We start from the raw sequence: 19,654 nt of genomic DNA on the forward strand, positions 1-19,654 counted from the left end.
CTCCCACGGTAACGTCGGTGCGCACCGGTGTCCGAAGTCGCGTCCGTTCCGTTAAGGACTACATTCCGCCACGTTTGAGAGGCATGCTTAAAATCGAGCTCAGTTCACGAATGAAGTCGACATATAGCCGATCTGGCTGCTGAAGCTGGGCCCGAGAAAACGCCTGGGACGGTTATGCATATTCCTGGCACCAGATACGCAGCGGCTGCCGGGCCTAACCCGCTACCCTGAGCTGCGCTTCGTTAGTGTTCCACTACCGACCGCCAGGGGGCAGCATCGTGTCGATCAAGGACACCGACATCGTGGGAGCACTGGAGGCCTACCTTGATGTCTATCCCGAGGAAGAGAGTTCCCTGCGGGAACCGCTGGAGTTGGTCCGCGGAGGTGGGGGATTCGCTGATCGGTACAACTACCGGATGCATGTCACGGTGGGTGGTCTCTTGGTCCGGGATGCAAGTCAGGTTCTGGTGATCGAGCACCTCTCGTACGGGATCACGTTGCAGCCGGGCGGGCATACTGAGCCGTACGACACCTCTCTGATAGCCGCGGCGGTCAGAGAGGTCACCGAGGAGACCGGCGTTGACCCGGCCAGCATTCGGGTCTCGTCGCTGGTGCCTGCTTACGTCGAGTACGGCCGAGTCCCAGCCCGCCCACATAAGGGCGAACCGGAGCACTACCACTTGGATTTCGGGTTTGCGATGACCACAGAGAACGGTGACATCGGCACACTTCAGGCCTCGGAGATCACCGGAGCCACGTGGCTGGGCTTGGCCGAGGCCGAAGCCAGGATTGGTTCCCGCATGGCCCGAGCCGTGCGCGAACCAGCCTGATCAATTAGGGACGCAAAAGCGCTCGGGGTGACCACGCCCTGACCTGGGTACCGAGGTCAGGGCGTGGTGCTCACGCGGTGGAGGAACTCGTGCTGCAGGCTTTTGCGGTGCTCAAGCAGGTCAGATCCCATGATCGGACCAATGCGTCGGTTGATGATTGAGGCAACGGACGTGCCCAGCGCGGGGGTGTGCCCGATGTAGCTGAAAACCTTGGGCTGCAAGACCAGCAGCACACGCGCCTGATCGTGAAATTCCAGGCCGGTCGGGTCTGGAGACATGAAAGTGATGTTGTAGCTGGGCCCGGCCAGGGTGAGGAACCTTGCTGCCAGGTGCCGATTGCTGCGCAGGGTCTGCATCTGGCGTGGGCTCACGTCGCGCAGCAGGGCATGTGCCCGCAGCAATGAGGATCCTGTCTCTGGAGACAGCCATTCGATTCGGTCCAAGCGCTGTTCTGCGTCGGCCGGCAGGCGCAGTCGCGGCCGTTCCCAGATCCCGTACGTTCCGCGTGCATTAGTGCCCGGTACGGCCGGGTGGTCAGTAAGGGCCGAAGAGATCTGATGGTAGGCATGAAGCGTCGTCGTGTGCAGCATGCGCAGAAGGTCTCGGCACTGCGGAGTTCCCAGGTAGTCCCAGCCAGGCAATGGAATCTTTAGCCCCACTGGATAACGGTTTTCGATGTCCAGTAGCGGGTCGCCCGGTAGAATGGGGCCGGCTTTCAGGGCAGGGAGTTGATGCTCCAGCGCCTCGCGTAAGACCTGCTGCGCCAGGTACGAGAACGGGTCCACGAGCGCATGGCGCACACTCACGTCCGTGATGTCGCGCAGCGGCGTCGTGGTGACAGCGGCCTGGGTCTGGCGCGGATAGAGATTGAGGTGCCAGTGCAGGGTCTTGTCCCACCACTGGCCGCCGTCACGGTCGCGTGTGGGATCGCAGTTCCAGCCGATGGTTAGCCGGCCGCCGTCGAGGTCGAAGCGGCGCACGGTCTGCTCGTCGCTGGCCATCGCGGTGTAGGCCAGCGCCGCGTTCAGCAGCCGAGCCAGCACCGGGTCGGGAATGTGCTCAACGTGGGTGCGGCGGTGGCTGTCGCTGGCGACCAGCAGCATGATGTCGTTCAGGCTGTGCGGCCAAGCCTTGTCGATGACGGCGACTCGTTCCTCCTCGCCGGTCACGGAAAGTTCGGCGAGGATGTTCGTACCGTAGTAATCGCGGTAGAGCAGGGGATCGAGGTTGGCGTACTCGCGCGGTGTGTGCAGGTTGCGTGGAGCAGACACCGACAGCGCTACAGGCAGATCAAGGGCTCCAGCCGGATAGAGCTGGTCCAGGCGGTCATGGCTCTTCGGTAGGTCTGCGACCTCGTGCACGGCAGGGACCATCGGTACGGAAGCTGGGACGATGCGGGCACGATGGGGCTGGTTCGTCACTCAGGTCTCCAGGGATGCGAATCAAGGATGCGGCAGACTTTGACCGATCGGTGGGCAAAGAGTTCGGGTCATCGCTTGGGGTCCAAAGCGGCTGCTGCTAAGTTTTCGCGTCTCATTTTCAACGCACAGGCAATGTGTTTCGGCGTTGACGCCAACATTGGGAGTCCGCGGCTCAGGGTTCAGGTGAAGTCAGGCTTGACGGTTCGGGTGGTCTTTAGCTCGAAAAATCCCTCTGTTGAGGCGATCAGGACCAGGCCGTCCCAAAGGCGGCCAGCCGCTTCAGCTCGCGGGGCCGGCGTGATGACCGGTCCGAACAGGGCTCGGCCAGCGATGCGCAGGACGGGCGTTCCGACATCGAGGCCAACTTCGTCGAAAGCCTCGTGATGTGAGCCGATGATGGCCGGGTCGAACTCACTGGTGTCAGCAGCGGCGAGCAGCGTCTTCGGCAAGCCCACTTCTTCGAGGGCTTCCGGGATCACCGTGGGATCGTCACGGCGACGCTGGACGTGCAGTCGCTGCCCGATGGCCGTGTAGAGCGGGCCGAGGACTTGGGGCCCGTGCTTCTGGCTGGCAGCGGCGCACACACGCACTGGGCCCCAGGCATTTTCCATGAACGCGCGATACTGCGGGCTCAGGCCCTTTCCTTCGCGCTGGATCAGATTCAAGTAGGCCAGCGACATTAGCCGCCATTCGGCGTGCACGGGACGGACCTGCTCGACTTCCAGCAGCCATCGTGAGGTGATCCAGGCCCAGGGGCACAGTGGATCGAACCAGAACGGTACCTCGACAACAGTTTCATGCATTGCGTTGCTGCTCACGCTCATGCCTTCCTCTGCATCGTGCTCGGGCGGCTATGCGTCCTCGGTTTCGAGGTTGGCACCGAACAGTTCGTCCTGAACGGGAATATTGCACCTGGCCGTGCGTCCGGCTCTCTTCATCAGGCTTGCGAGGTCGCCGGGGCGAGTGTTCTCGTCGGCCAGGGCGATGAGGTGGCGGAACACCTGCGCGGTGACGTCGACATCCGCCGTGGCTCGGTGACGGTCGAGGGGGTGCATGATGCCGAAGTGGGCCAGCAGGGTGTCGAGCTTGTAGTTCGGCAGTCCGGGGATAAGCAGCTTGGCCAGCGGGATGGTGTCGAGCAGGTCGACGCGGGCCAACCGGGGGCAGTGCTCGCGCTGGTTGTAGATGATGTTGGCCTCGGTGGCGGCATGCTGGGCCACCAGGAGGTATGGGGTGCCGGGGGTGAATCGCTGGTCCAGTGTGGCGAACGCCTGAGCCGGGTGCGGGGCGTCGCGTAGCAGGTGTGGGGTGAGTCCGTTCTGGGCGGTGACGTCCGGGGTTACCGGTGCGAAGTCCGGGGGCCTGATGAGCGAGGTGCTGCGCCCGGCTTCCGTCCAGGCCCCGCCGCGGTGGCGCAGGGCCAGAGCGGCGACCTCGATGGGCTGGGCCGGGTACCCCGTGGGCGTGGTCGCCTCGAAGTCGATGACCACGAACGTTGTTGCCAGAAAGGCGGGATCTTCGGTCAGGCGCCCCATGCGTCCCCCGTTCTCGCGGCGTCTGTTTGACGTGCAGGTGCCGTGCAGGTGGTGCCGGGGCGCGGCCGCTGCCTCGTCATGAGCATGGCGCACTCTGCTCCCCTGTGCGGGGGTCTGGGCGGTGGCGTCATCGGCTGATGGTGTCGGCGACGGCCTGGGTGGCGGTGGCCAGGTCGGGGACGGCCCAGCGGTGTTCGCCGGTCCAGGTCTGGCTCAGGGACCGGTAGAGGTCGGACATGATCGGGATGAACTCCGGGGGCAACGATGGAGGTGGTGGCCACTGCTCCCTCGGTACGCCCTGGGCGATGAGCTGGCTGACCGGGACTTCGTGGCCGCTGGTGACGTACCAGTTGCGCAGAACCTGTTTTCCGCAGTGCACGCCGTTGAACGTCAGGCGGGCCTCGTCGGGGGTGCCGGGGCTGTCGGCGAGTAAGAGGCGCTGGTCGCTGGTCAGGATGAATTCGGCCTTGCTGTCGCAGTAGCGCAGGCCGAGGGAGCGGGCGTGCGCGCCGAGCACCTCGGTGGCGCTGAGGGCGGTGTGGCGCATCTGCTGGAACTGGTCGTCGTTGAGACCGGATATCCGCTGTGCCTCGCGCTCGGGCACGAATCGGTTGACGTCCTCGAGCATCGTCGCGTACTCGATGATCGGCGAATCAAGGGTCTCGCCGACCGCGGGTACCTCGGGCAGGCCGAGGTCGGCCGGTGTGAGTCGTCCGGTGGACAGGCGCTGGTGGACCGAGCTGCCCTGCGGGAGTTCGGTACGGATGATGACCTGCACGGGAACGAGGTAGCCGCCGTCGAGCCGGGTGGGCGCATCGGCGTTCGGGTCGGGGTTGGGTAGGTGGGCCAGGTCGAACTCGATCTGGTTGGGGGCGATGAACCGGCGGAAGTGGGTCGCGATGCCGGCCTTCTCCAGCAGTTGGAGGTTGAAGGCCGCCATGCGGCAGGTCGCCTCGCCCTTTCCTGGGATGGAGTCCGGCATGCGTCCGTAGTGGAAAACCGTGTAGTGGTCGGTGTACTCGAAGACGCCGACGCCCTCGTGTTCGCTGGAGGGAGGCGTCAGGGTGGTCAGGTTCTTCGTCGAGTGCAGGACGGGCATCATGCTCCCCTGTCTGCCGGTGCGGGACGGCACGGTGTTGGACGGGTGTTCGGCCCGGGGCGGGTACCGGGCGGGCGGCGGCGCTGAGGCGCCCGGCCGGGCGGTGGCTGAGGTCTGCCGTCACCGGAGGCGGCCGTTGACGGCGTTGTGACCGGGTGACCGTTGAGGACGGTGATGGTGGGCAGACCGGCGGTGCGAGCTGAGGCGAGGCCGTCCGGGGCGTCGTCGACGGCCAGGCAGTGCTGTGGTGGGATGCCGAGACGTCGGGCTGCTTCCCGGTACAGGTCGGGGGCCGGTTTCCCGTTCTGGACGTCTTCGCGGGAGAGGACAGCTGCGAATTCGTTCACCAGGTCCAGAGCGCTGAGTCCGGGGTGGACGAGCAGGCGGCTGGCTCCTGAGGCCACCGCGCAGGGCAGCCCCTCCCGGCGGGCGGCGCGAAGGAGCGCCAGGACGCAGGGGAAGGGGGCGATCTGGTGCACGGACGTCAGGAGATGGGCGCGGCTGCGCGCGATGACCCCGCTGACCTGGATGTCCGACAACGGGCGGTGGCCGGGCAGCTGGGTCAGCAGGTCGTGGATGGAGAGGCCGACGTGCTCGCGGTACCAGCCGCTGTCGAGGTCGCGGTTGTAGGGCTGAAGCGCTGTTCGCAGCGCCTGCTCGTGGGCGGGCGTGGTGTCCGCGAGCGTTCCGTCGAAGTCGAACACCACCGCCTCGAAGCGGGTGAGGAATCCGTCCCCACCTTCCGAGCGCACGTCGCCGGCCGGCCCGGTCGGGGGTGCTGAACAGATCAGGCAGGCCGGTGCGGGGTCGGTTTCGTTTGGCTCGCTCATGGCTGGCCCGGGTGTGCTGGCGGTGGGGCGGGTGCCGGGGTGGTGGTGCCGCAGAACATGCACGGGGCGGGGTGCTGTTGCCAGGATTCGCTGAGGCAGACGAGGGGCGTGGGGATGGCGTGGATCCATGCGCTGATCAGGTCGGCGGCCTGGTGTTCGTCGGTGGTGCGCCGGTCGAGGACCTGGTAGCGGGTGGGGTCGGTGGCGGCGAGCTGCTCGAAGAGCGTGCCTGCGCCGTGCATGAACGTGGCCTGCTCGGTGGTGAAGGCGCGCTGGTCACGCTGCTGGCTGCGGGCGATGGCCTGGTCGGGGTCGTCGGTGACCAGGATGGTGAGGTCGGGCAGGGGCCGGTAGCTGCGGGCGAGCTGGAGCAGGGCGGTGGCGGTCTTCAGGGCGGCGCCCGGGTCGTCGGGGTGCAGTTGGAGGGCTTGGCACACGGCGGTGGTGTCGATGCTGCGGCCTTCGATGACGCATCGTCCGGCGGTCAGCTCGGGGATGACGGTGTCCAGGTCGTGCCGTTTGATGGCCATCAGCAGCAGCGCTTCGGCGGCGGGGGTGCCCCCGCGCAGGAACGGGTCGCCGGTGCTGGCCTCGCGCAGGGCCCGCAGCAGTGCTTTTCCCAGGGCCGGGTCGGGTGGCGTGGCTGAGCGCTGGGAGAACGAGCCCAGAAGTACGGCTGTCACCTCGAACGTTTCGAGGGCGCGGTCGGTGAGGTAGGTCTTTCCGACGCCGGTGATGCCCTCGATCGAGATCAGGGGGCCGCGGGTGCAGGCGTGCGCGTTCGTGTTCCGGTCCGTCCGGTCGGGTTCGGTGGTGGGTGCGGTCAGCGGGCCCATGTGGTGGCCTCCCGGCGGATAACGTCGGCGTACTGCTGGAGGGTGGTGTCGGTGTCGCGCTCGGTCAGGATCACAGCGAGGGTGTGCTCGAGGATCTCGGCGGCGCCCCGGCAGAGTCGGCCCGGCGGAGTGCGCGCGAACGGGCGGGTGTCGCAGGCGACCAGCCCGAAGGTGCCGGCGGAGTTCGGCACGGCGAGCCGGGCCAGATGCTCGGCGAAGGCTCGGGGCCGGGGCAGGTCGATGTGCAGCAGCGGGGAGAACCCGTTCCACTGCTCTGCCCACGGTTCACGCTCGGTGTCGCCAGCTTGCGGGGCGGGTGTCAGCGGGATCAGGCCCGGCGCCTGGTCCAGGGCCTGCTGGAGGTGGCGGGTCTGGGTGCGGCGGCGCTGGAGCAGGTCCGGGAAGCGGGTGAGGTTGGCGTGGGCGATCGCGGCCAGAGGGGCGGCGAGGCGGGTGTTGGTGGCCAGACGGCTGAAGGGAGCCTGGCCGGGTGGTGCGGGTAACCAGTGGCTGCGGAAGGCTCGGGCATGATCGGCGATCTCGCGGCGACGGGTGAGCAGGAAGCCGCCTTCCCCGCTCCAGAGGATCTTGCCGTCCTTCATGCTGAAGCACCCCGCGGTGCCGACCGTTCCGGCGTGGTGGCCGGCGCGGGCGGTACCGGCGGCCTGGGCGGCGTCCTCGACGATGGCCAGGGCGTGCTCGGTGGCGAACCGGGTCAGAGCGCTCGGGTCGCCCATGCGTCCCCACAGGTGCACCGGCATGATCGCGCGGGTGCGGGCGGTGACCTTGCTGGCCGCGTCGTCGTAGTCCAGGTCGAGGGTGGAGGGGTCGCTGTCGACGAAGACCGGCACCGCACCGAGCGCGGCCAGGGGCGCCACGCTCATCACGACGCTCAGGGCGGGCACGAGGACCTCGTCGCCAGGGCCGACGTCGCAGGCCGACAGCGCGGCGTGCAGGGCCGCGGTGCCGGAGGAGAGCGCCACAGCGTGCGGGACCTCGAACGTCTCGGCCAGGGCATGCTCCAGGTGGTCGGCCGCCGCTCCGCCGCTGGGATCGGGCATCTGGGCCAGAACCGCCGCCACCTGACTCAGCAGGTGCCCGGCGGGTTGTTGGTCGGTCAGTTCGGTGAGCGCGCCGGCCTCGCCGGAAGCTGTGGGAGAGGTCATCGCCGGGCCTCCGTGCTCAGGAGCCGGGGCATGTCCAGGACCAGCGGCCACATGTTCACGCAGTCACGGCTGAACTCGGAGCAGTTCGTGCAGGCTGGCCGTTCGGTAAACAGGGTGCGGGCGTCGCCGCCGCGGATGGTGCGCCGATGCTGGGGTGCGGTGGCGGCGATGCGGCGGTCGGAGGGGCAGTCCCAGAGCGATCCGTCGGGCTGGATGAAGAACAGGCGGGCTCCGCCGAAGCAGTCGGGCACGTGCCCGCTGTCCTGGGTCGTGACCGCGTCCAGGAATCGTTGGACGTAGGAGGGGTCGGGCAGTGCCACCCCCGAGGGCTCGGCGTAGAGCGTCTCCAGCTGCTCGCGGACGTCGACGGTGTCTCCGGGACGGTGCGACATCTGATCGAACAGTGCGTGCTCGGGGGCCAGGGCGATCGGCTGCGGCACGTAGTAGTCGACTCCGAGGTCAGCAGCCAACCGCGCCATCTCGGTGATCTCTTGAGGTCGGGTCCGGGTGATCACGGTGTAGATCCCGACGCGCGGGCCGACCCGGTCAGGCTGGTCTGCTTGGCCTGCCTGGTCGGTGCGGGCTTGGAGCAGGGTCTGGATGCCGCGCAGGACGTCGTCGTAGCCGAAGCGTCCCGAGCGGGAGGGACGCATCTGGTCGTTGGCCGTGGGGTCTGCGCTGTCGAGCGAGACTGAGACGCCGTCGACGCCCAGCTCGACCAGGCGCTGGGCCATGCCCGGGCGGGTGAGCGGGATGGCGTTGGTTGCGATGACGACCTGGCAGCCGGCGTCCTTGATCAGGGAGATGACCTCGAGCGTGCCGGGCCAGTCCAGTGGCTCACCGCCGGCGATGACGACCCGTTGGACGGGTGAGCCGTCCAACGTGCGGGCGAAGTCCTTGATCGCGTCCCCGGGAAGGTCGCTGCGGGACAGGTGCGACAGCACGCCGGCCTGGTCCGGCGGGTTGATCTTGTGCTCTTCGATGGTGCCGAAATAGCAGTGGGGACAGGCAAAAGCGCACGGTGAGCGCAGACCCCACAGCAGCGTCACGTCACGAGACACGGGCCACCTGCCCGTCCGCGCGATCGTGCGGGTGCCCATGACCAGTATGAACAGGCCGGTCGGGCTGATCGGTCTGGTCGGTCGGGTCGGGTTGTGGGTGCTGGTGACGTCGTTGCAGTCGGGCCCGGACGGTCTCCTGGACAGCCTCCGCGCTGTCCAGGAGCGACGTGCCGGTCACGTCGAGCACGACGTAGCGCTCGGGTTCGTCGGCTGCCAGAGCCCGGTACAGGCGGTCGATCTCGACCAGCAGCTGGGTGTCGGCAGGGGAGAGCGGACGGTGGATCCGGTCGGCGAAGCGACGCCCGCACACGGTGGGGTCATCGGTGAGCAGGATGGTCAGGTCCGGGAACGGGCGCCAGCCGCGGATGCTGGACAGGATGGCCCGGGTGGTCGATTCCGGCGCGCAGTCGTGCGGTTGTGCCGGGGCCGGCGACGACGGCGGTTCCGGAAAGCACAGCACAGCAGCCTGATACACGGCCACGGAGTCCACGCCGCGGTCCTCGATGATCACCTCGGCTGAGGCCGGCTCGTTGGCCAGGATCTCGGCCTTGCGGACCTGGAGCGCCAGGAGAGCCAGGGTCTCCACGACCGGGTAGCCGTTACGCAGGAACGGGTCGCCGCTCTGGTTCAGGGCCGTGATGACCCGGCCGGGTAGGACGTCGTCGTGAATGTCCGTCAGCTCGTCCAGCAGCAGACATCCCGGGCCGAGAGCGGCCGCGGTCGCTCTCGCCGCGCTAGTCTTGCCGACGCCGTTGATGCCCTCGATACTCACCCACAGCGGTACGGCGGGCGGAGCGGGTGAGTTCTCTTCCGGCTGGGGTGTAACGCGTTTCCCGTTCACGCTGGGCGCCGGCAGACGTAGAGAAGTTCGGTGGCGGTGTCGGGCACGGCGACGGCTGAAACGGTGTCCAGGAGCGCTTTCGGGACGCGGGCGCTCAGGTGCTGGTACCAGGCGGCCGCGGCCGGGCCGAACTGGTTGCTGAGATCGGTGGCCAGCACCTGAGGGTCGGGCGGGAGCAGGCCTATGACGTCCTCGATGACCAGGCCGGCGTCGCTGATGACCTGCTGGATCTCCTCGCGTGACCATTCGTAGACGTGAACGCGGTACTGCAGGGGGCGAGGGTGCGGGCCGACGGCGGCCGGGGTGGACAGGTAGAGCACTCCCCCGGGGGCCAGTGCCGCGGCCGTGGTGCGCAGGCTCTGGGCGCCGAGCTCGAACGGCAGGTGCTCCAGCGCCGAGGTGTAGAGCGCGACGTCGAACGCGGCCAGATCGGGTCCGCCGGGCTGCTCGGGCCAGGGCTCGGATACGTCGCATTGGATGAGCTCGACCGGGAAGGGGTCTCCGTACTGCGCGCTCAGGTCCTTGATCCGCTCGCGTGCCTCGTCGAGGTTGTCGCTGCTGATGTCCAGCCCGACGTACCCGGCGATCGTCGGTGCGTATCGGTAGAGCAGCGGCAGGGCCAGCCCGCGGCCGCAGCACACGTCGAGCACGCGCGCGTTCGGCGCGGCGTTCTCGGCGACGATCAGGTGCTGCAGGAGGTTCATCAGCCCCGACGGCTTGGCCTCCCCGCGGGCGAGAGCCGCGTAGAAGTCGTCCATCTGGTTGGTGCTGTAGGGGCCGATCATCGGTGTGCCGGGTCGGGGCTGGTACTGCTCCGGCGGGTGCACAGTATTCATCGGTGCTCCAGGTGGGGTCGTTGATGGCGGGAGCAGGTGCTCATCACAGACGTTCTGGTGAGCGGTACTGAGGAGGTTTCGCCGTTGCTACGGCCATCAGCTGCTGGGGCCGGGGTCACCGGCTGTGTCAGCGGGCGGCCAGTTCGTCGGCAGAGCGACGGCTTCCGGCTCTTGGGAGGGGCCGGGGTGGGTCTGGGCCTCGCAGGGGACGATCAGGTCTTGCGTGGTCGGGGTCGCGTCGTTCCAGGGAAAGACGACCCAGTCCAGCGTGTTCCAGACCCAGATGTCCGGGGTGAACGCGGAGGCCCTGCTACGGCACAGCGCGGCGGTCCGTACGACGGCGGGGCTCAGGTGGGTGTACAGCCAGGGAAGAGCCGCCTGGTAGGTGGCGCCGGTGCCGCAGATGTCGTCGACGAGCAGGATGCGGGCACCCTGGTAGGCCGTCAGCGCGGGGGCGGGTTCGGCGGGCAGCTCGACCTGCCCGGTCGCCGGCACGTAGGTGTCGTCGCTGTGGTTGTGCCGGGCCGTCACCGGCAGGGCCGGCACGCTGTAGCGATCGGCGAGCAACTGGGCCAGGGGTACTCCGCCTCGGGCGATCCCGATGATCACGTCGGGTTTCGGCTCGCGCGCGGCGATGAGTTCACCCGCGGCCGCGAAGGCCTGCGGGCTCAGGCGCCAGATGCGCCGGTGCTCGAACACGCGCTCCACGGGCCGTTGCGCGGTGGCGCCGGTGTCGGGTTCCGGGCCGGTGGTGTGGAGGCCGGCGGCGATGTCCACGCGCTACCCCTCTCTCTTGATGCGCCGGATCGGCCGGCGTGAACGGACGAGCAGGACCCGGTAGGACGGGTGAGCGTCAGGTGAGGGCGAGGAACTGCTGGGAGAGCACGGGGTCGGTGCTGAACCGGCCGTGCGCCTGAAGGGTCCGGGTGCGGGCGTCTTCCATCCGCACGCCCCGCATGCTCATGCACAGGTGTGTCCCGCAGACCGTGACCGCGATGTCCTGGTGGCCGAGCACCTGGGCGACCTCGTCGGCGACCTGCCGCTGGAAGCGTTCCTGGACCTGAAGCTGCCCGGCGTGCCGCTGCGCGATGCGGCCGAATTTCGAGAGGCCCACGATGGTCCCGCTGGGCACGTAACCGATGCTGACCTGCAGGTGCATGGGCAGCAGGTGGTGCTCGCACAACGACCAGACGCTCATTCCGCCCACCACGACCAACTGGCCGCTGGCCCGCGACTCGGTGAAACACGTTGCTACAGAGGAGCCGTCCGGGCGCATGAAGGCGCTCCACCAGGACGCGACGCGCCCGGGGGTGCCGGTCAGCCCTTCCCGGGTGGGGTCCTCCCCCAGGGCGATCAGCAGTTCGCCGATCAGATCGGTGATCCTTGCCTGATCGACGCCGCGGTGCGGGCTCTGGTCCGCGCCCGGGGTGATGGCCGGTACGAGCTGGCCGTCCACGGGATCGCCCTCGGGCTCAGTTCTGCCGGGGGCGGCCAGGTTGGTGACAGAGGAAGTCGTCATGTGGGGGTCCTCTCGCTTGCGGAACGTGATTGCAGGCAGGAAGGAGCTCGCGCGGGACGGGACCGGGGCGAGCGCTCAGGGGGTGCTGGGTCAGCGGCCTCGTGCGTCGGCGAAGGCCAGCACGTGCAGCCTGGTCGTGAGGTGCCAGCCCCGGGCCGCGACGGCGTCGGCCAGGACCCTGGTCGTCGCGGTGATCGCCTCGGCCGTGGTGCCCTCCGGCATCACCCACACCGGTGCCAGCCGGTGGGCCTCGGCCAGCTCGGCGACCCGCTCGAGGTCACTGACGGCGGCCGCGACGAACTTGAACACCGCCCGTCCGGATTCGGCGAAGGCTTCCAGGGCCGAGGGCACGATGCTCCGGCTCTCCAGCACCCCGAAACTGGCGAGCTTCGGGGAGACGTTGAACCGGACACCGTCGATCAGCAGCGCCGGGTCGGGCGCGATGGTGCCGTTCGTCTCGAACTCCACCCGCTTGCCGGCCGCAAGCAGCGCGGGAACGAGGACCGCGAGGCCACGCTGCTGGAGCAGGGGCTCCCCGCCCGTGATCACGACCAGATCGACCGCCGATGAGGCCGCCCAGGCCGCCAGGTCGGCCACGGACCGCTTCTGCGACTGCTCGCGCGGATCGAACTGGCTCCAGTCCCAGGTGTACTTGGTGTCGCACCGTGCACAGGTCAGGTTGCACCGGGACAGGCGGATGAACAGCGCTGGATGCCCGGTGCTGGGCCCCTCTCCCTGGAACGTCGGCGTGGCGACCCCGAAGCACTCCGCGGTGATCAGCCGGACCTCGGGCGACGCCTGGGGAGGTCCGCTCTCGTTGGGGACGGCGGACGTGGCTGTCTCCGGGGTTCTCGTGGTCTCGGCCTGTCCGATTGCGACCGGCGAGGTGACGAGCCCCATCAGGCGACCTGGGCGGTGGAGACTCTGCCGGCGGGGCGGAAGATCGCGTGGCTCGTTGCGGTCTCGGATACCTTGACCTGGGTCACCAGTTCCGCGACGTCGGCCGGCAGCAGCTCCTGCGAGACACGGAAAAGATGCTCCGCCAGCAACTCACTCGTCGGCTGAGTCAGGACCAGCTCTTCGGACCCTTGAGCAGCCTCCAGAGCCACGTCGCGGCCCCGGTCGTATCCCGGGTTTTCGCTGGAGCGGATGGTGTTGAGGTAGCTGTGGTCCAGAACGCGGCGGATGTAGTCGCCGACCGGGGCCAGTTCCCCAAAATCCGTGACCATGCCGCGTCCATCAAGGGAGTCGGCTTCCAGCGTGATGGACGCCGTGTAGGAATGACCGTGCGTCTGCGCGCACTGATGGCCCTCCGGCATCGCGTTCAGATGATGAGCGGCCTCGAACCTGAAGGCCTTCGTGATCACGTACGACATGCGAACCTCCGTTCACAAAGTCTGACCGCACGGCATCTGAATGAGCCGCCCGTAATGAATCAATCTTCCTTGCAGCGATTTTCGCCAATCTCATACGAGGCAGCCGAGCTGCGCGCTTCTGCGACAGCTGCTACCCAACGACGCCTAGGGCCTGGCAGCCAGTGCAGCAAGATCCTTCCTGCCCTGGTCGACCAGTTCCTGAGAATTGATCTCCCGCCGCAGGGAGACCACCACCTTGCTGTGGCCACAGGTGATGATGACGTCACCCCAGACCTTGCTGCTCAACTCCGCGCCCTGGAATGTGGCGAGGTGGGCGGCCAGCGAATTGGCCTGAATCGACGCTACCTGGCTGTTCAGGTACACAACGCGCACCGTGCCGCGCCGACGTTTCCAGCGAACAATCGCAAGGTCGCCGTCCGCGTTCAAAAGTCGGCTTTGAACAACAGCCTCCATAGAAAACTCCCATAGATGAACTGGACGTACTGACAGCAGGGCGGTCTAGATGTGAGCGCCAACCTGACTCCGTGAAAGTACGCCCGCTGACCACAACTGACGACCTCGTCAGGCCGAGACCATATTCTTGGCAGTCGAACTAGACGGAGTGACGTCGTCGCCGCTCCGAGGTTCGAGATCGTCGCGGTCGTGTCGTCCGTTCGCGACATCGCCGATGAAGTCGTCCCACTCCCGAGAATTGAGAACTAGAGCAGGCCGATGCGGTCGATTGCGATCCGACATCAGCACGACCCCGTCCGAGTGACATTCGACCGCCACAGCGCTGTGCGCGCAGAGGTTGGTGTCCTTGACGCTACGTACAAACGCGGACCAATCTCCGAAGGAGAACTCCAGGTAAGGGCCTTCCGGATACCTTGAGGTCCGAACGAAGGTCCAACCCGCCGGCTGGTGAAAGACCTGGATGCCGAACTCGCTTGGAGGAGCGGCCTGATGCCCTGAAGGGATCCTCACATCATCTCCTTATCCGCTCTGGGTAGGGCCCTCGGCCGCCCCCGTGGCGGTCGAGGGCCGTGCAGTGGAAGGACCGGAGAGTCGGCGCCCGCTCTGCATTCCTGGACAGTGCAACAAGCATTGGCTTGATAGGACTTTCCGTAAACGCACTACCTTGGAACCCTTGTGGACCTTTTGTGGACCCTGAGACTGTCCGTCCGCCCCAGCCGCCGCAACGTGTCCCAGCGGGACGAGCTGAACGAGCACTTCACAGAGGCCATCAGACGCGAGTCTGGGCCAAGATGTAGATGTCCCCCTTCCCGCGGATCAAACCAACGAACCGTGCCCGCTGCTTGCTGGTAGCGCGGTCCAGGGCCGTGTCGAGGATCCCTTGGCATTCGAGGCTGATGATGGCGGACCGCCCTTGCGCCTCCCACTTGGAAGCGCTCCGAACGGAGATACCAAGGTGCTCAGCAAAGCGGATGAGGCTAAGGCGCAGCGCCTGGCGCAGGGCCGCTGCCTCCATGCCACTCCATGTAGTGACGACCACGGGCTCCGGCAGTTCGACCATGGCGAACTGGCCGAAGTTCGGCGAATTTCCCTCTGATGCAAGAGAAATCGATTCCGGTGCCGTCACATCAGATCTGTCAGCCATGCGCTCAACTCCGGTCCGAGATGGTAGGGCATGAGCGCGTCCACCGTCAGGGTGAGCGCCCCGTTTGATCGCCGGCTCCACACGATGTCGTCGACGACCATGTCTGAGGTGTGTGCGATCCCCTTGGACGGAAGGAGCGTGCCGACCTCAGCGGCCACTGCATGACGCGGCGAGGCCCTCTCCAGATGGACGCCCGAGCCATGCCCTGGAGACGCCCCTCGAGGACCTTCTGCAGATCGAGATAGCCAGTAACGGAACCGATCTCGATCCATGATGGCCAGGGTTCGGTGCTCCCCCTGCCACAACGTGATGTCGTCTCGGCGGGCAACGAGTTCAATAATCTGAGTACCGCCATCGACAGCAACTTCGACGAGCACAGCGCGGCCGGTCCAGCGAATGGCTGGCGAGGCCCGAGAGAGGCGACTGGTCACCGGGCCTCCGAGGCTTCACTGATCGATGCGTTGACGATTTCGGCTCTTGACGCAGAGGTACTGATCGCTTCCATGCGACTCCCTTGCTGCTTTGCAACCTGGGGGCAGTCCGCTTCACGCGCGGGTCAAGCTCGATCAGACGGTGCGCTGGATTGAGGAAGCCGACCTGCGCTGCGGTCACTGTCCGCGGTGAGGTCGCTGCGAGATGTACCGATCTTGCACCCGCACGAATGCCAAGTGCAACCTTTCCACCTAAATTTGCTCAAGGCGCTTTTTGTGGGTTCTTGCACCCTTAGTGTGTGATGATGATCTGGTGCCCAACTCTCCGTTGCCACCGACAGTGCGTCGTCGGCGATTAGGAGCAACTCTTCGCAGGCTCCGTAACGGCGCGAATCTGAGCCTGGACGAGGCCGCTGCCCGCATGGGGTGGAAGGCCCCGAAGATGTCGAAGATCGAGAACGCCACGCTCGGGATCAGGGCCCCGGACGTGAAGCGACTCCTTGACGTCTACGAAGTCGAAGACGAGACCGTCTTGCCAGCGCTTGAGAACTTGGCTCGGGATGCAGGCAAGCGAGGCTGGTGGCAGACGTACTCCGGCGTCATGAGTCAGTCTTACGCGGACTACATAGCCCTGGAGTCCGATGCCAGTCGGATCCGGCAATGGTCCGGCCTCATCCCGGGGCTACTACAGACAGGCGCTTACGCTCGCGAGGTCATCACCGCTACCAATGATGCGGGGATCACGGCGGACGAAGTGAACGGCCTGGTCGAGGTTCGCCAGGCACGGCAAGCCGTGCTTACACGCCCCGGTGCCCCGCTGGAGTTGTGGGCCGTCATCAACCAGGCCGCGCTACATCAACGATTCGCCATGCGCCCTGAAACCATGCGGGATCAACTGCGACGCCTGCGCGAGGTGGCGGAGCTTCCTGGGATCACGATCCAGGTCATGCCGCTGGCCTGTACACCTCACCCGGGACTGGCCGGTCCGTTCTCGGTTGTCAGCTTCCCTGGCCCCATGCTCGATGTGGTTCTCCTGGAGAACTTCCTTGGCAATTCCTACCTCGAGGATGAGAAGGCGGGGCCAGCGTTCGGCTCAGCCTTTGAGAGGATCGTTGCCGCGGCCCTGGCACCAGACGACTCCCTGGCGCTCATCCACCGACTGGAAGATGAATCATCATGACGAACAAGAGTGCGCTGTACGAGATCGATCTCGATCAGGCGACTTGGCGCAAGGCATCCGCCAGCGCAGGTCAGGGCGAGTGCGTCGAACTCACGGACCTACCTGACGGTGCAGTGGCAGTCCGTGACTCCAAGAATCTCGGGCTGGCGCCTCTGCGGTTCACGGCCGGCGAATGGGCAGCGTTTCGTCAAGGACTGTTGAGCGGCGAACTCTAAGGAGCCAACCGTCTCCGGGTGGCGAGCGGCCGGAGGCACCGGCCGCTGTCGCGACCGAGTGACCTGAGACGGAAGTTGGCCCAACAGGACGGGAGCAACCCGATGCACGTTGAGCGGTGGACGGGCCGCGAGACGCGCATGTTCAGAGAAGCTTCGCGGCTTACCGTGCGATCCTTCGCCGAATATCTAGGCGTGGCAACGCGAACCGTATCTCGATGGGAACTCCACGGCGTCACACGGGCTCCGCAACCAGAGATTCAGAGCGCTCTGGACACCGCTCTACGTAGGGCGGATGGGGAGGTTCGTCGCCGGTTCGAGGTCATGCTGATCGGTCAGACGACAGCTGACAGCGAGCGTGAAGAACCTGGGATAACACCCCCCTGGTTGGAAGGATCCCCGGTTCCAATCATCTCCGGGGCCGGCTCTTCTGTTCATGGAACCATAAACGCAGGGCAGGTGGACGATCTCGTCCACCTACTACGCGATCAGTGGCATCTCCTCGTCAAGACTGACAATCTCCTCGGGCCCCGGTTCGCCCTACGAGGCGTTCTCGATCAGTTGCATCTCGTTGAAGAAGTGCTGCCGGACGTGAGCAGCAGCGGGCGCAGCGAGGTGTTGCGGATGGGTGCACGGTACGCGGAGTCGGCTTCCTGGCTGAGCGAAGACTCGGGGGATCATGAATCGGCGCGGTCCTGGAACCTGCGTGCTGGGCAATGGGCGCGGGAGGCCGATGATCGGCGCATGATGGCTTGGACCAGGCTCCGTTTCAGCTCGCAAGCCATGACGGCGGGGAACGTTGATGAAGGCGTGGCCCATGCCCTGGTGGCCGCTAGCGAGAAGGGTCTACTCCCCGTTACCCGCGCCGCTATCACTCAGCAGGCGGCACACGGCTTTGCGCTGCAAGGGGACGAGCTATCAGCGAATCGGCATCTGGAAATGGCTCATGACTGGGCGGCCAGCGACGATGGCGGCGATGCACGAGCCGGTCACGGGTCCTACTGCACCGAGACATACCTGGAGCTCCAGCGCGCATCCTGCTGGCTGACCTTGAATCGTCCCGAGCGGGCAGTCGAACTTTACGAGCGCGTCCTGCCCGAGCTCGCTTCTGTCTATCGCCGTGATCGTGGGCATGCCCTCAGCCGGCTGGCTCTGGCACACGTTCTCATGGACGAGCCAGGCCAGGCCGCCGTCGCCGCGCATGAGGCACTCACGATTGCTCGTGCCACGGGTTCCCGGCGCACTGAACGAGAGGCCGCGGAGGTGGCGTTCAAGCTGCGGCGCCATCAGCGAGAACCGACCGTTGCCGCCCTGCTCCTTGAGCTGGCAGCCTCGTCATCGTGAGCGATATTCGTGAACGATCGGCCATGCGGCAGGCGATCGCCCTATCGGCGCTTGGGCTCGGCACGACCAGTCCCAACCCTCCGGTCGGATGTGTACTTCTCGATGCCGAAGGCGACATTGCAGGTCAGGGATACCACCGTCGCAAAGGTGAGGCCCACGCAGAAGTCAACGCTCTCGCCGCTGCCGGAAAACGGGCCAGCGGAGGCACAGCGGTCGTGACCCTCGAACCCTGCAACCACCACGGCGTCACACCACCCTGCCATCAAGCACTGATCGATGCTGGTATCTCGCGCGTCGTGATCGCGGTAATTGACCCGACCTCACGCGGAGTGGGAGGCGCCTCACGACTACAGGAAGCGGGGCTTGACGTCGAAGTCGGCTGCCTTGCTGACGAAGCCACACTCGTCCTGGACCCCTGGCTCAAGGCGTTGGCCTCCCAAAGGTCTCAACTGTGCTGGGCTCAACTGGCTGCGCCGGAGCTCATGATGGCTGACGCTGAAGCGATGGCTGATCTGAGGGCGCTGCGCAGAAGTATGGACGTGGTCCTTCGAGCAGACGGCACGGTAGAGGATGGCGGCCTCGAAGGACTCTTCTCCGGCCGCCTCACCGGATCCCCTCTGCTTCTGACGGACCCAAGGGCCACCGCTCAAAAGTTGTACACCGCAGGCGCCCGGCGGACCCTGCTAGATGCTGGCCACGAGGTTGCACAGCAGTTCATGAATGCGAACTTGCTGGATGAAATGGTTCTGTACTTACCCGTCGTGGCTCCCTCTAGCACTGCCTTCATGGAGACCGCTCTGGCATCCTTTCCGGCAGGCTTCACGATGAAGACCCTGACGAGAGCCGGCGACTTCCTGCGGATTCGAGCCGTTCGACTGCCGGAAAGCGACACTTAGAAAGAGATTTCGCCGCAAGGTCTGCTCGAAACAATCATCCGCAGCTAGCGCTCATGCCGGGAATGCGAGCGCCGGCAGCGTCCCGCCAAGGAGCGAAATCCGAGTCAGATGCCACTGGGGCGCCACCGCCCCAAGTACGTAGGGTCGACCGCTGCGCCGGGAGAGTCCGCCAGCACGCGTCCAGCACCGAGTACGGCCACCCCCACTCCCAGAGTTGGAAGTCGGTGTGCGCGCTGCACGCAAGCGTTCTCCGGCCTTCCTCGATCGACCGGCACATCGCCCCCCAAAGGCGAGGCTGCCAAATGCGCAGATAGAAGCGAGCCGATCGCACCCAAATTGATGCTTGCTTAACTGTTATTTATGTCCTTCATAAAGCATCGCAAGAGCCGCGCGTACTGACGGGCCAACTCCGCGTCACCGACCGGGCGGCCCCAGAGGGTCCCGGCTCAGCTGGGGAATCCGCGCCCCTCCCGCACGCGGTCGCACAGAACGATGCTGGGCCCGCCTCGTGCCAACGATGTCTTAACCCAGGTTGAAACGTAATCTAAGCCACATATCCGACCAATGGCGGATTTAGGCCATCCTTGCGTTGACACGAAGTGATGGCGGGACAACGCTCGGGCACTGAGTGCAGCGAGCATGCA

Annotated in this window: 22 protein-coding genes; 5 read left to right on the forward strand and 17 right to left on the reverse strand. The window is 66.3% G+C overall.

What is annotated here, in order from left to right:
* Window positions 1-278 precede the first annotated feature (278 nt).
* A complete protein-coding gene (locus LWF15_RS11005; RefSeq protein WP_232810340.1) occupies window positions 279-830 on the forward strand; it encodes an NUDIX hydrolase in 552 nt (183 codons plus the stop codon).
* A 56-nt stretch (window positions 831-886) separates the two neighbouring features.
* Here LWF15_RS11005 and LWF15_RS11010 read toward each other — a convergent pair whose 3' ends face one another.
* From LWF15_RS11010 to LWF15_RS11090, 17 genes are all read right to left on the reverse strand, one after another.
* Window positions 887-2,191: a hypothetical protein gene (locus tag LWF15_RS11010; RefSeq protein WP_232810341.1), complete on the reverse strand. Its 1,305-nt coding sequence runs from the start codon at window positions 2,189-2,191 to the stop codon at window positions 887-889.
* Window positions 2,192-2,430: 239 nt separating this feature from the next.
* Window positions 2,431-3,054, reverse strand: coding sequence for a mycothiol-dependent nitroreductase Rv2466c family protein (locus LWF15_RS11015; protein ID WP_269809996.1), 624 nt, complete (start codon window positions 3,052-3,054; stop codon window positions 2,431-2,433).
* Between the two features lie 48 nt (window positions 3,055-3,102).
* Complete coding sequence (locus LWF15_RS11020) at window positions 3,103-3,786, reverse strand: 3'-5' exonuclease (protein WP_232810343.1); 684 nt, start codon at window positions 3,784-3,786, stop codon at window positions 3,103-3,105.
* 127 nt (window positions 3,787-3,913) lie between these two features.
* Window positions 3,914-4,885 (reverse strand): phosphoribosylaminoimidazolesuccinocarboxamide synthase, encoded by a 972-nt coding sequence (locus tag LWF15_RS11025; protein ID WP_232810344.1) that lies wholly within the window; start codon window positions 4,883-4,885, stop codon window positions 3,914-3,916.
* Window positions 4,885-5,715, reverse strand: a complete 831-nt coding sequence (locus LWF15_RS11030; RefSeq protein WP_232810345.1) for an HAD family hydrolase — start codon at window positions 5,713-5,715, stop codon at window positions 4,885-4,887. Before LWF15_RS11030 ends, LWF15_RS11025 begins: the two co-directional genes overlap by 1 nt.
* Window positions 5,712-6,551: a dTMP kinase gene (locus LWF15_RS11035; RefSeq protein WP_232810346.1), complete on the reverse strand. Its 840-nt coding sequence runs from the start codon at window positions 6,549-6,551 to the stop codon at window positions 5,712-5,714. The genes LWF15_RS11030 and LWF15_RS11035 overlap by 4 nt, the downstream gene beginning before the upstream one ends.
* Window positions 6,539-7,717, reverse strand: a complete 1,179-nt coding sequence (locus LWF15_RS11040; protein WP_232810347.1) for a DegT/DnrJ/EryC1/StrS family aminotransferase — start codon at window positions 7,715-7,717, stop codon at window positions 6,539-6,541. The genes LWF15_RS11035 and LWF15_RS11040 overlap by 13 nt, the downstream gene beginning before the upstream one ends.
* Window positions 7,714-8,778, reverse strand: coding sequence for a radical SAM protein (locus LWF15_RS11045; RefSeq protein ID WP_232810348.1), 1,065 nt, complete (start codon window positions 8,776-8,778; stop codon window positions 7,714-7,716). Before LWF15_RS11045 ends, LWF15_RS11040 begins: the two co-directional genes overlap by 4 nt.
* Window positions 8,768-9,550 (reverse strand): dTMP kinase, encoded by a 783-nt coding sequence (locus LWF15_RS11050; RefSeq protein WP_232810349.1) that lies wholly within the window; start codon window positions 9,548-9,550, stop codon window positions 8,768-8,770. Before LWF15_RS11050 ends, LWF15_RS11045 begins: the two co-directional genes overlap by 11 nt.
* Before the next feature lie 65 nt (window positions 9,551-9,615).
* Entirely contained in the window at window positions 9,616-10,455 is an 840-nt protein-coding gene (locus LWF15_RS11055) for a class I SAM-dependent methyltransferase (RefSeq protein ID WP_232810350.1), read from the reverse strand.
* Between the two features lie 96 nt (window positions 10,456-10,551).
* Window positions 10,552-11,232 carry a phosphoribosyltransferase gene (locus LWF15_RS11060; RefSeq protein ID WP_232810351.1) on the reverse strand — a complete coding sequence of 227 codons (681 nt, stop codon included), beginning with the start codon at window positions 11,230-11,232 and terminating at the stop codon, window positions 10,552-10,554.
* A 76-nt stretch (window positions 11,233-11,308) separates the two neighbouring features.
* Window positions 11,309-11,974: a GTP cyclohydrolase I gene (folE, locus tag LWF15_RS11065; protein WP_232810352.1), complete on the reverse strand. Its 666-nt coding sequence runs from the start codon at window positions 11,972-11,974 to the stop codon at window positions 11,309-11,311.
* Between the two features lie 90 nt (window positions 11,975-12,064).
* Window positions 12,065-12,874 carry a 7-carboxy-7-deazaguanine synthase QueE gene (locus LWF15_RS11070; protein ID WP_232810353.1) on the reverse strand — a complete coding sequence of 270 codons (810 nt, stop codon included), beginning with the start codon at window positions 12,872-12,874 and terminating at the stop codon, window positions 12,065-12,067.
* On the reverse strand, window positions 12,874-13,350 hold the full coding sequence (locus LWF15_RS11075) for a 6-pyruvoyl trahydropterin synthase family protein (RefSeq protein ID WP_232810354.1): 477 nt from the start codon (window positions 13,348-13,350) through the stop codon (window positions 12,874-12,876). The genes LWF15_RS11070 and LWF15_RS11075 overlap by 1 nt, the downstream gene beginning before the upstream one ends.
* 144 nt (window positions 13,351-13,494) lie before the next feature.
* Complete coding sequence (locus LWF15_RS11080; protein WP_232810355.1) at window positions 13,495-13,803, reverse strand: hypothetical protein; 309 nt, start codon at window positions 13,801-13,803, stop codon at window positions 13,495-13,497.
* 769 nt (window positions 13,804-14,572) lie between these two features.
* Window positions 14,573-14,947, reverse strand: coding sequence for a helix-turn-helix domain-containing protein (locus LWF15_RS11085; protein ID WP_232810356.1), 375 nt, complete (start codon window positions 14,945-14,947; stop codon window positions 14,573-14,575).
* The gene (locus LWF15_RS11090) at window positions 14,926-15,378 is read right to left on the reverse strand and encodes a hypothetical protein (protein ID WP_232810357.1); all 453 of its coding nucleotides are present in this window, start codon (window positions 15,376-15,378) and stop codon (window positions 14,926-14,928) included. Before LWF15_RS11090 ends, LWF15_RS11085 begins: the two co-directional genes overlap by 22 nt.
* Window positions 15,379-15,718: 340 nt before the next feature.
* On the opposite strand from LWF15_RS11090, the gene LWF15_RS11095 reads away from it, so the two are divergent.
* From LWF15_RS11095 to ribD, 4 genes are all read left to right on the forward strand, one after another.
* Window positions 15,719-16,558, forward strand: a complete 840-nt coding sequence (locus LWF15_RS11095; protein WP_232810442.1) for a helix-turn-helix domain-containing protein — start codon at window positions 15,719-15,721, stop codon at window positions 16,556-16,558.
* Window positions 16,555-16,773 (forward strand): DUF397 domain-containing protein, encoded by a 219-nt coding sequence (locus LWF15_RS11100; RefSeq protein WP_232810358.1) that lies wholly within the window; start codon window positions 16,555-16,557, stop codon window positions 16,771-16,773. Before LWF15_RS11095 ends, LWF15_RS11100 begins: the two co-directional genes overlap by 4 nt.
* A gap of 456 nt (window positions 16,774-17,229) precedes the next feature.
* Window positions 17,230-18,114, forward strand: a complete 885-nt coding sequence (locus LWF15_RS11105; protein ID WP_232810359.1) for a hypothetical protein — start codon at window positions 17,230-17,232, stop codon at window positions 18,112-18,114.
* A complete protein-coding gene (ribD, locus tag LWF15_RS11110; protein WP_232810360.1) occupies window positions 18,111-19,010 on the forward strand; it encodes a bifunctional diaminohydroxyphosphoribosylaminopyrimidine deaminase/5-amino-6-(5-phosphoribosylamino)uracil reductase RibD in 900 nt (299 codons plus the stop codon). Before LWF15_RS11105 ends, ribD begins: the two co-directional genes overlap by 4 nt.
* Window positions 19,011-19,654: the final 644 nt, after the last annotated feature.

The organism is Kineosporia rhizophila, assembly GCF_021277265.1.
Lineage (GTDB): Bacteria > Actinomycetota > Actinomycetes > Actinomycetales > Kineosporiaceae > Kineosporia > Kineosporia rhizophila.

Coding starts and splice junctions, on each gene's coding strand:
- LWF15_RS11015 (WP_269809996.1), bottom strand. CDS start 3,054: ATGCATGAAACTGTTGTCGAGGTACCGTTCTGGTTCGATCCACTGTGC.
- LWF15_RS11020 (WP_232810343.1), bottom strand. CDS start 3,786: ATGGGGCGCCTGACCGAAGATCCCGCCTTTCTGGCAACAACGTTCGTG.
- LWF15_RS11025 (WP_232810344.1), bottom strand. CDS start 4,885: ATGCCCGTCCTGCACTCGACGAAGAACCTGACCACCCTGACGCCTCCC.
- LWF15_RS11030 (WP_232810345.1), bottom strand. CDS start 5,715: ATGAGCGAGCCAAACGAAACCGACCCCGCACCGGCCTGCCTGATCTGT.
- LWF15_RS11035 (WP_232810346.1), bottom strand. CDS start 6,551: ATGGGCCCGCTGACCGCACCCACCACCGAACCCGACCGGACGGACCGG.
- LWF15_RS11040 (WP_232810347.1), bottom strand. CDS start 7,717: ATGACCTCTCCCACAGCTTCCGGCGAGGCCGGCGCGCTCACCGAACTG.
- LWF15_RS11055 (WP_232810350.1), bottom strand. CDS start 10,455: ATGAATACTGTGCACCCGCCGGAGCAGTACCAGCCCCGACCCGGCACA.
- folE (WP_232810352.1), bottom strand. CDS start 11,974: ATGACGACTTCCTCTGTCACCAACCTGGCCGCCCCCGGCAGAACTGAG.
- LWF15_RS11070 (WP_232810353.1), bottom strand. CDS start 12,874: ATGGGGCTCGTCACCTCGCCGGTCGCAATCGGACAGGCCGAGACCACG.
- LWF15_RS11075 (WP_232810354.1), bottom strand. CDS start 13,350: ATGTCGTACGTGATCACGAAGGCCTTCAGGTTCGAGGCCGCTCATCAT.
- LWF15_RS11080 (WP_232810355.1), bottom strand. CDS start 13,803: ATGGAGGCTGTTGTTCAAAGCCGACTTTTGAACGCGGACGGCGACCTT.
- LWF15_RS11085 (WP_232810356.1), bottom strand. CDS start 14,947: ATGGCTGACAGATCTGATGTGACGGCACCGGAATCGATTTCTCTTGCA.
- LWF15_RS11100 (WP_232810358.1), top strand. CDS start 16,555: ATGACGAACAAGAGTGCGCTGTACGAGATCGATCTCGATCAGGCGACT.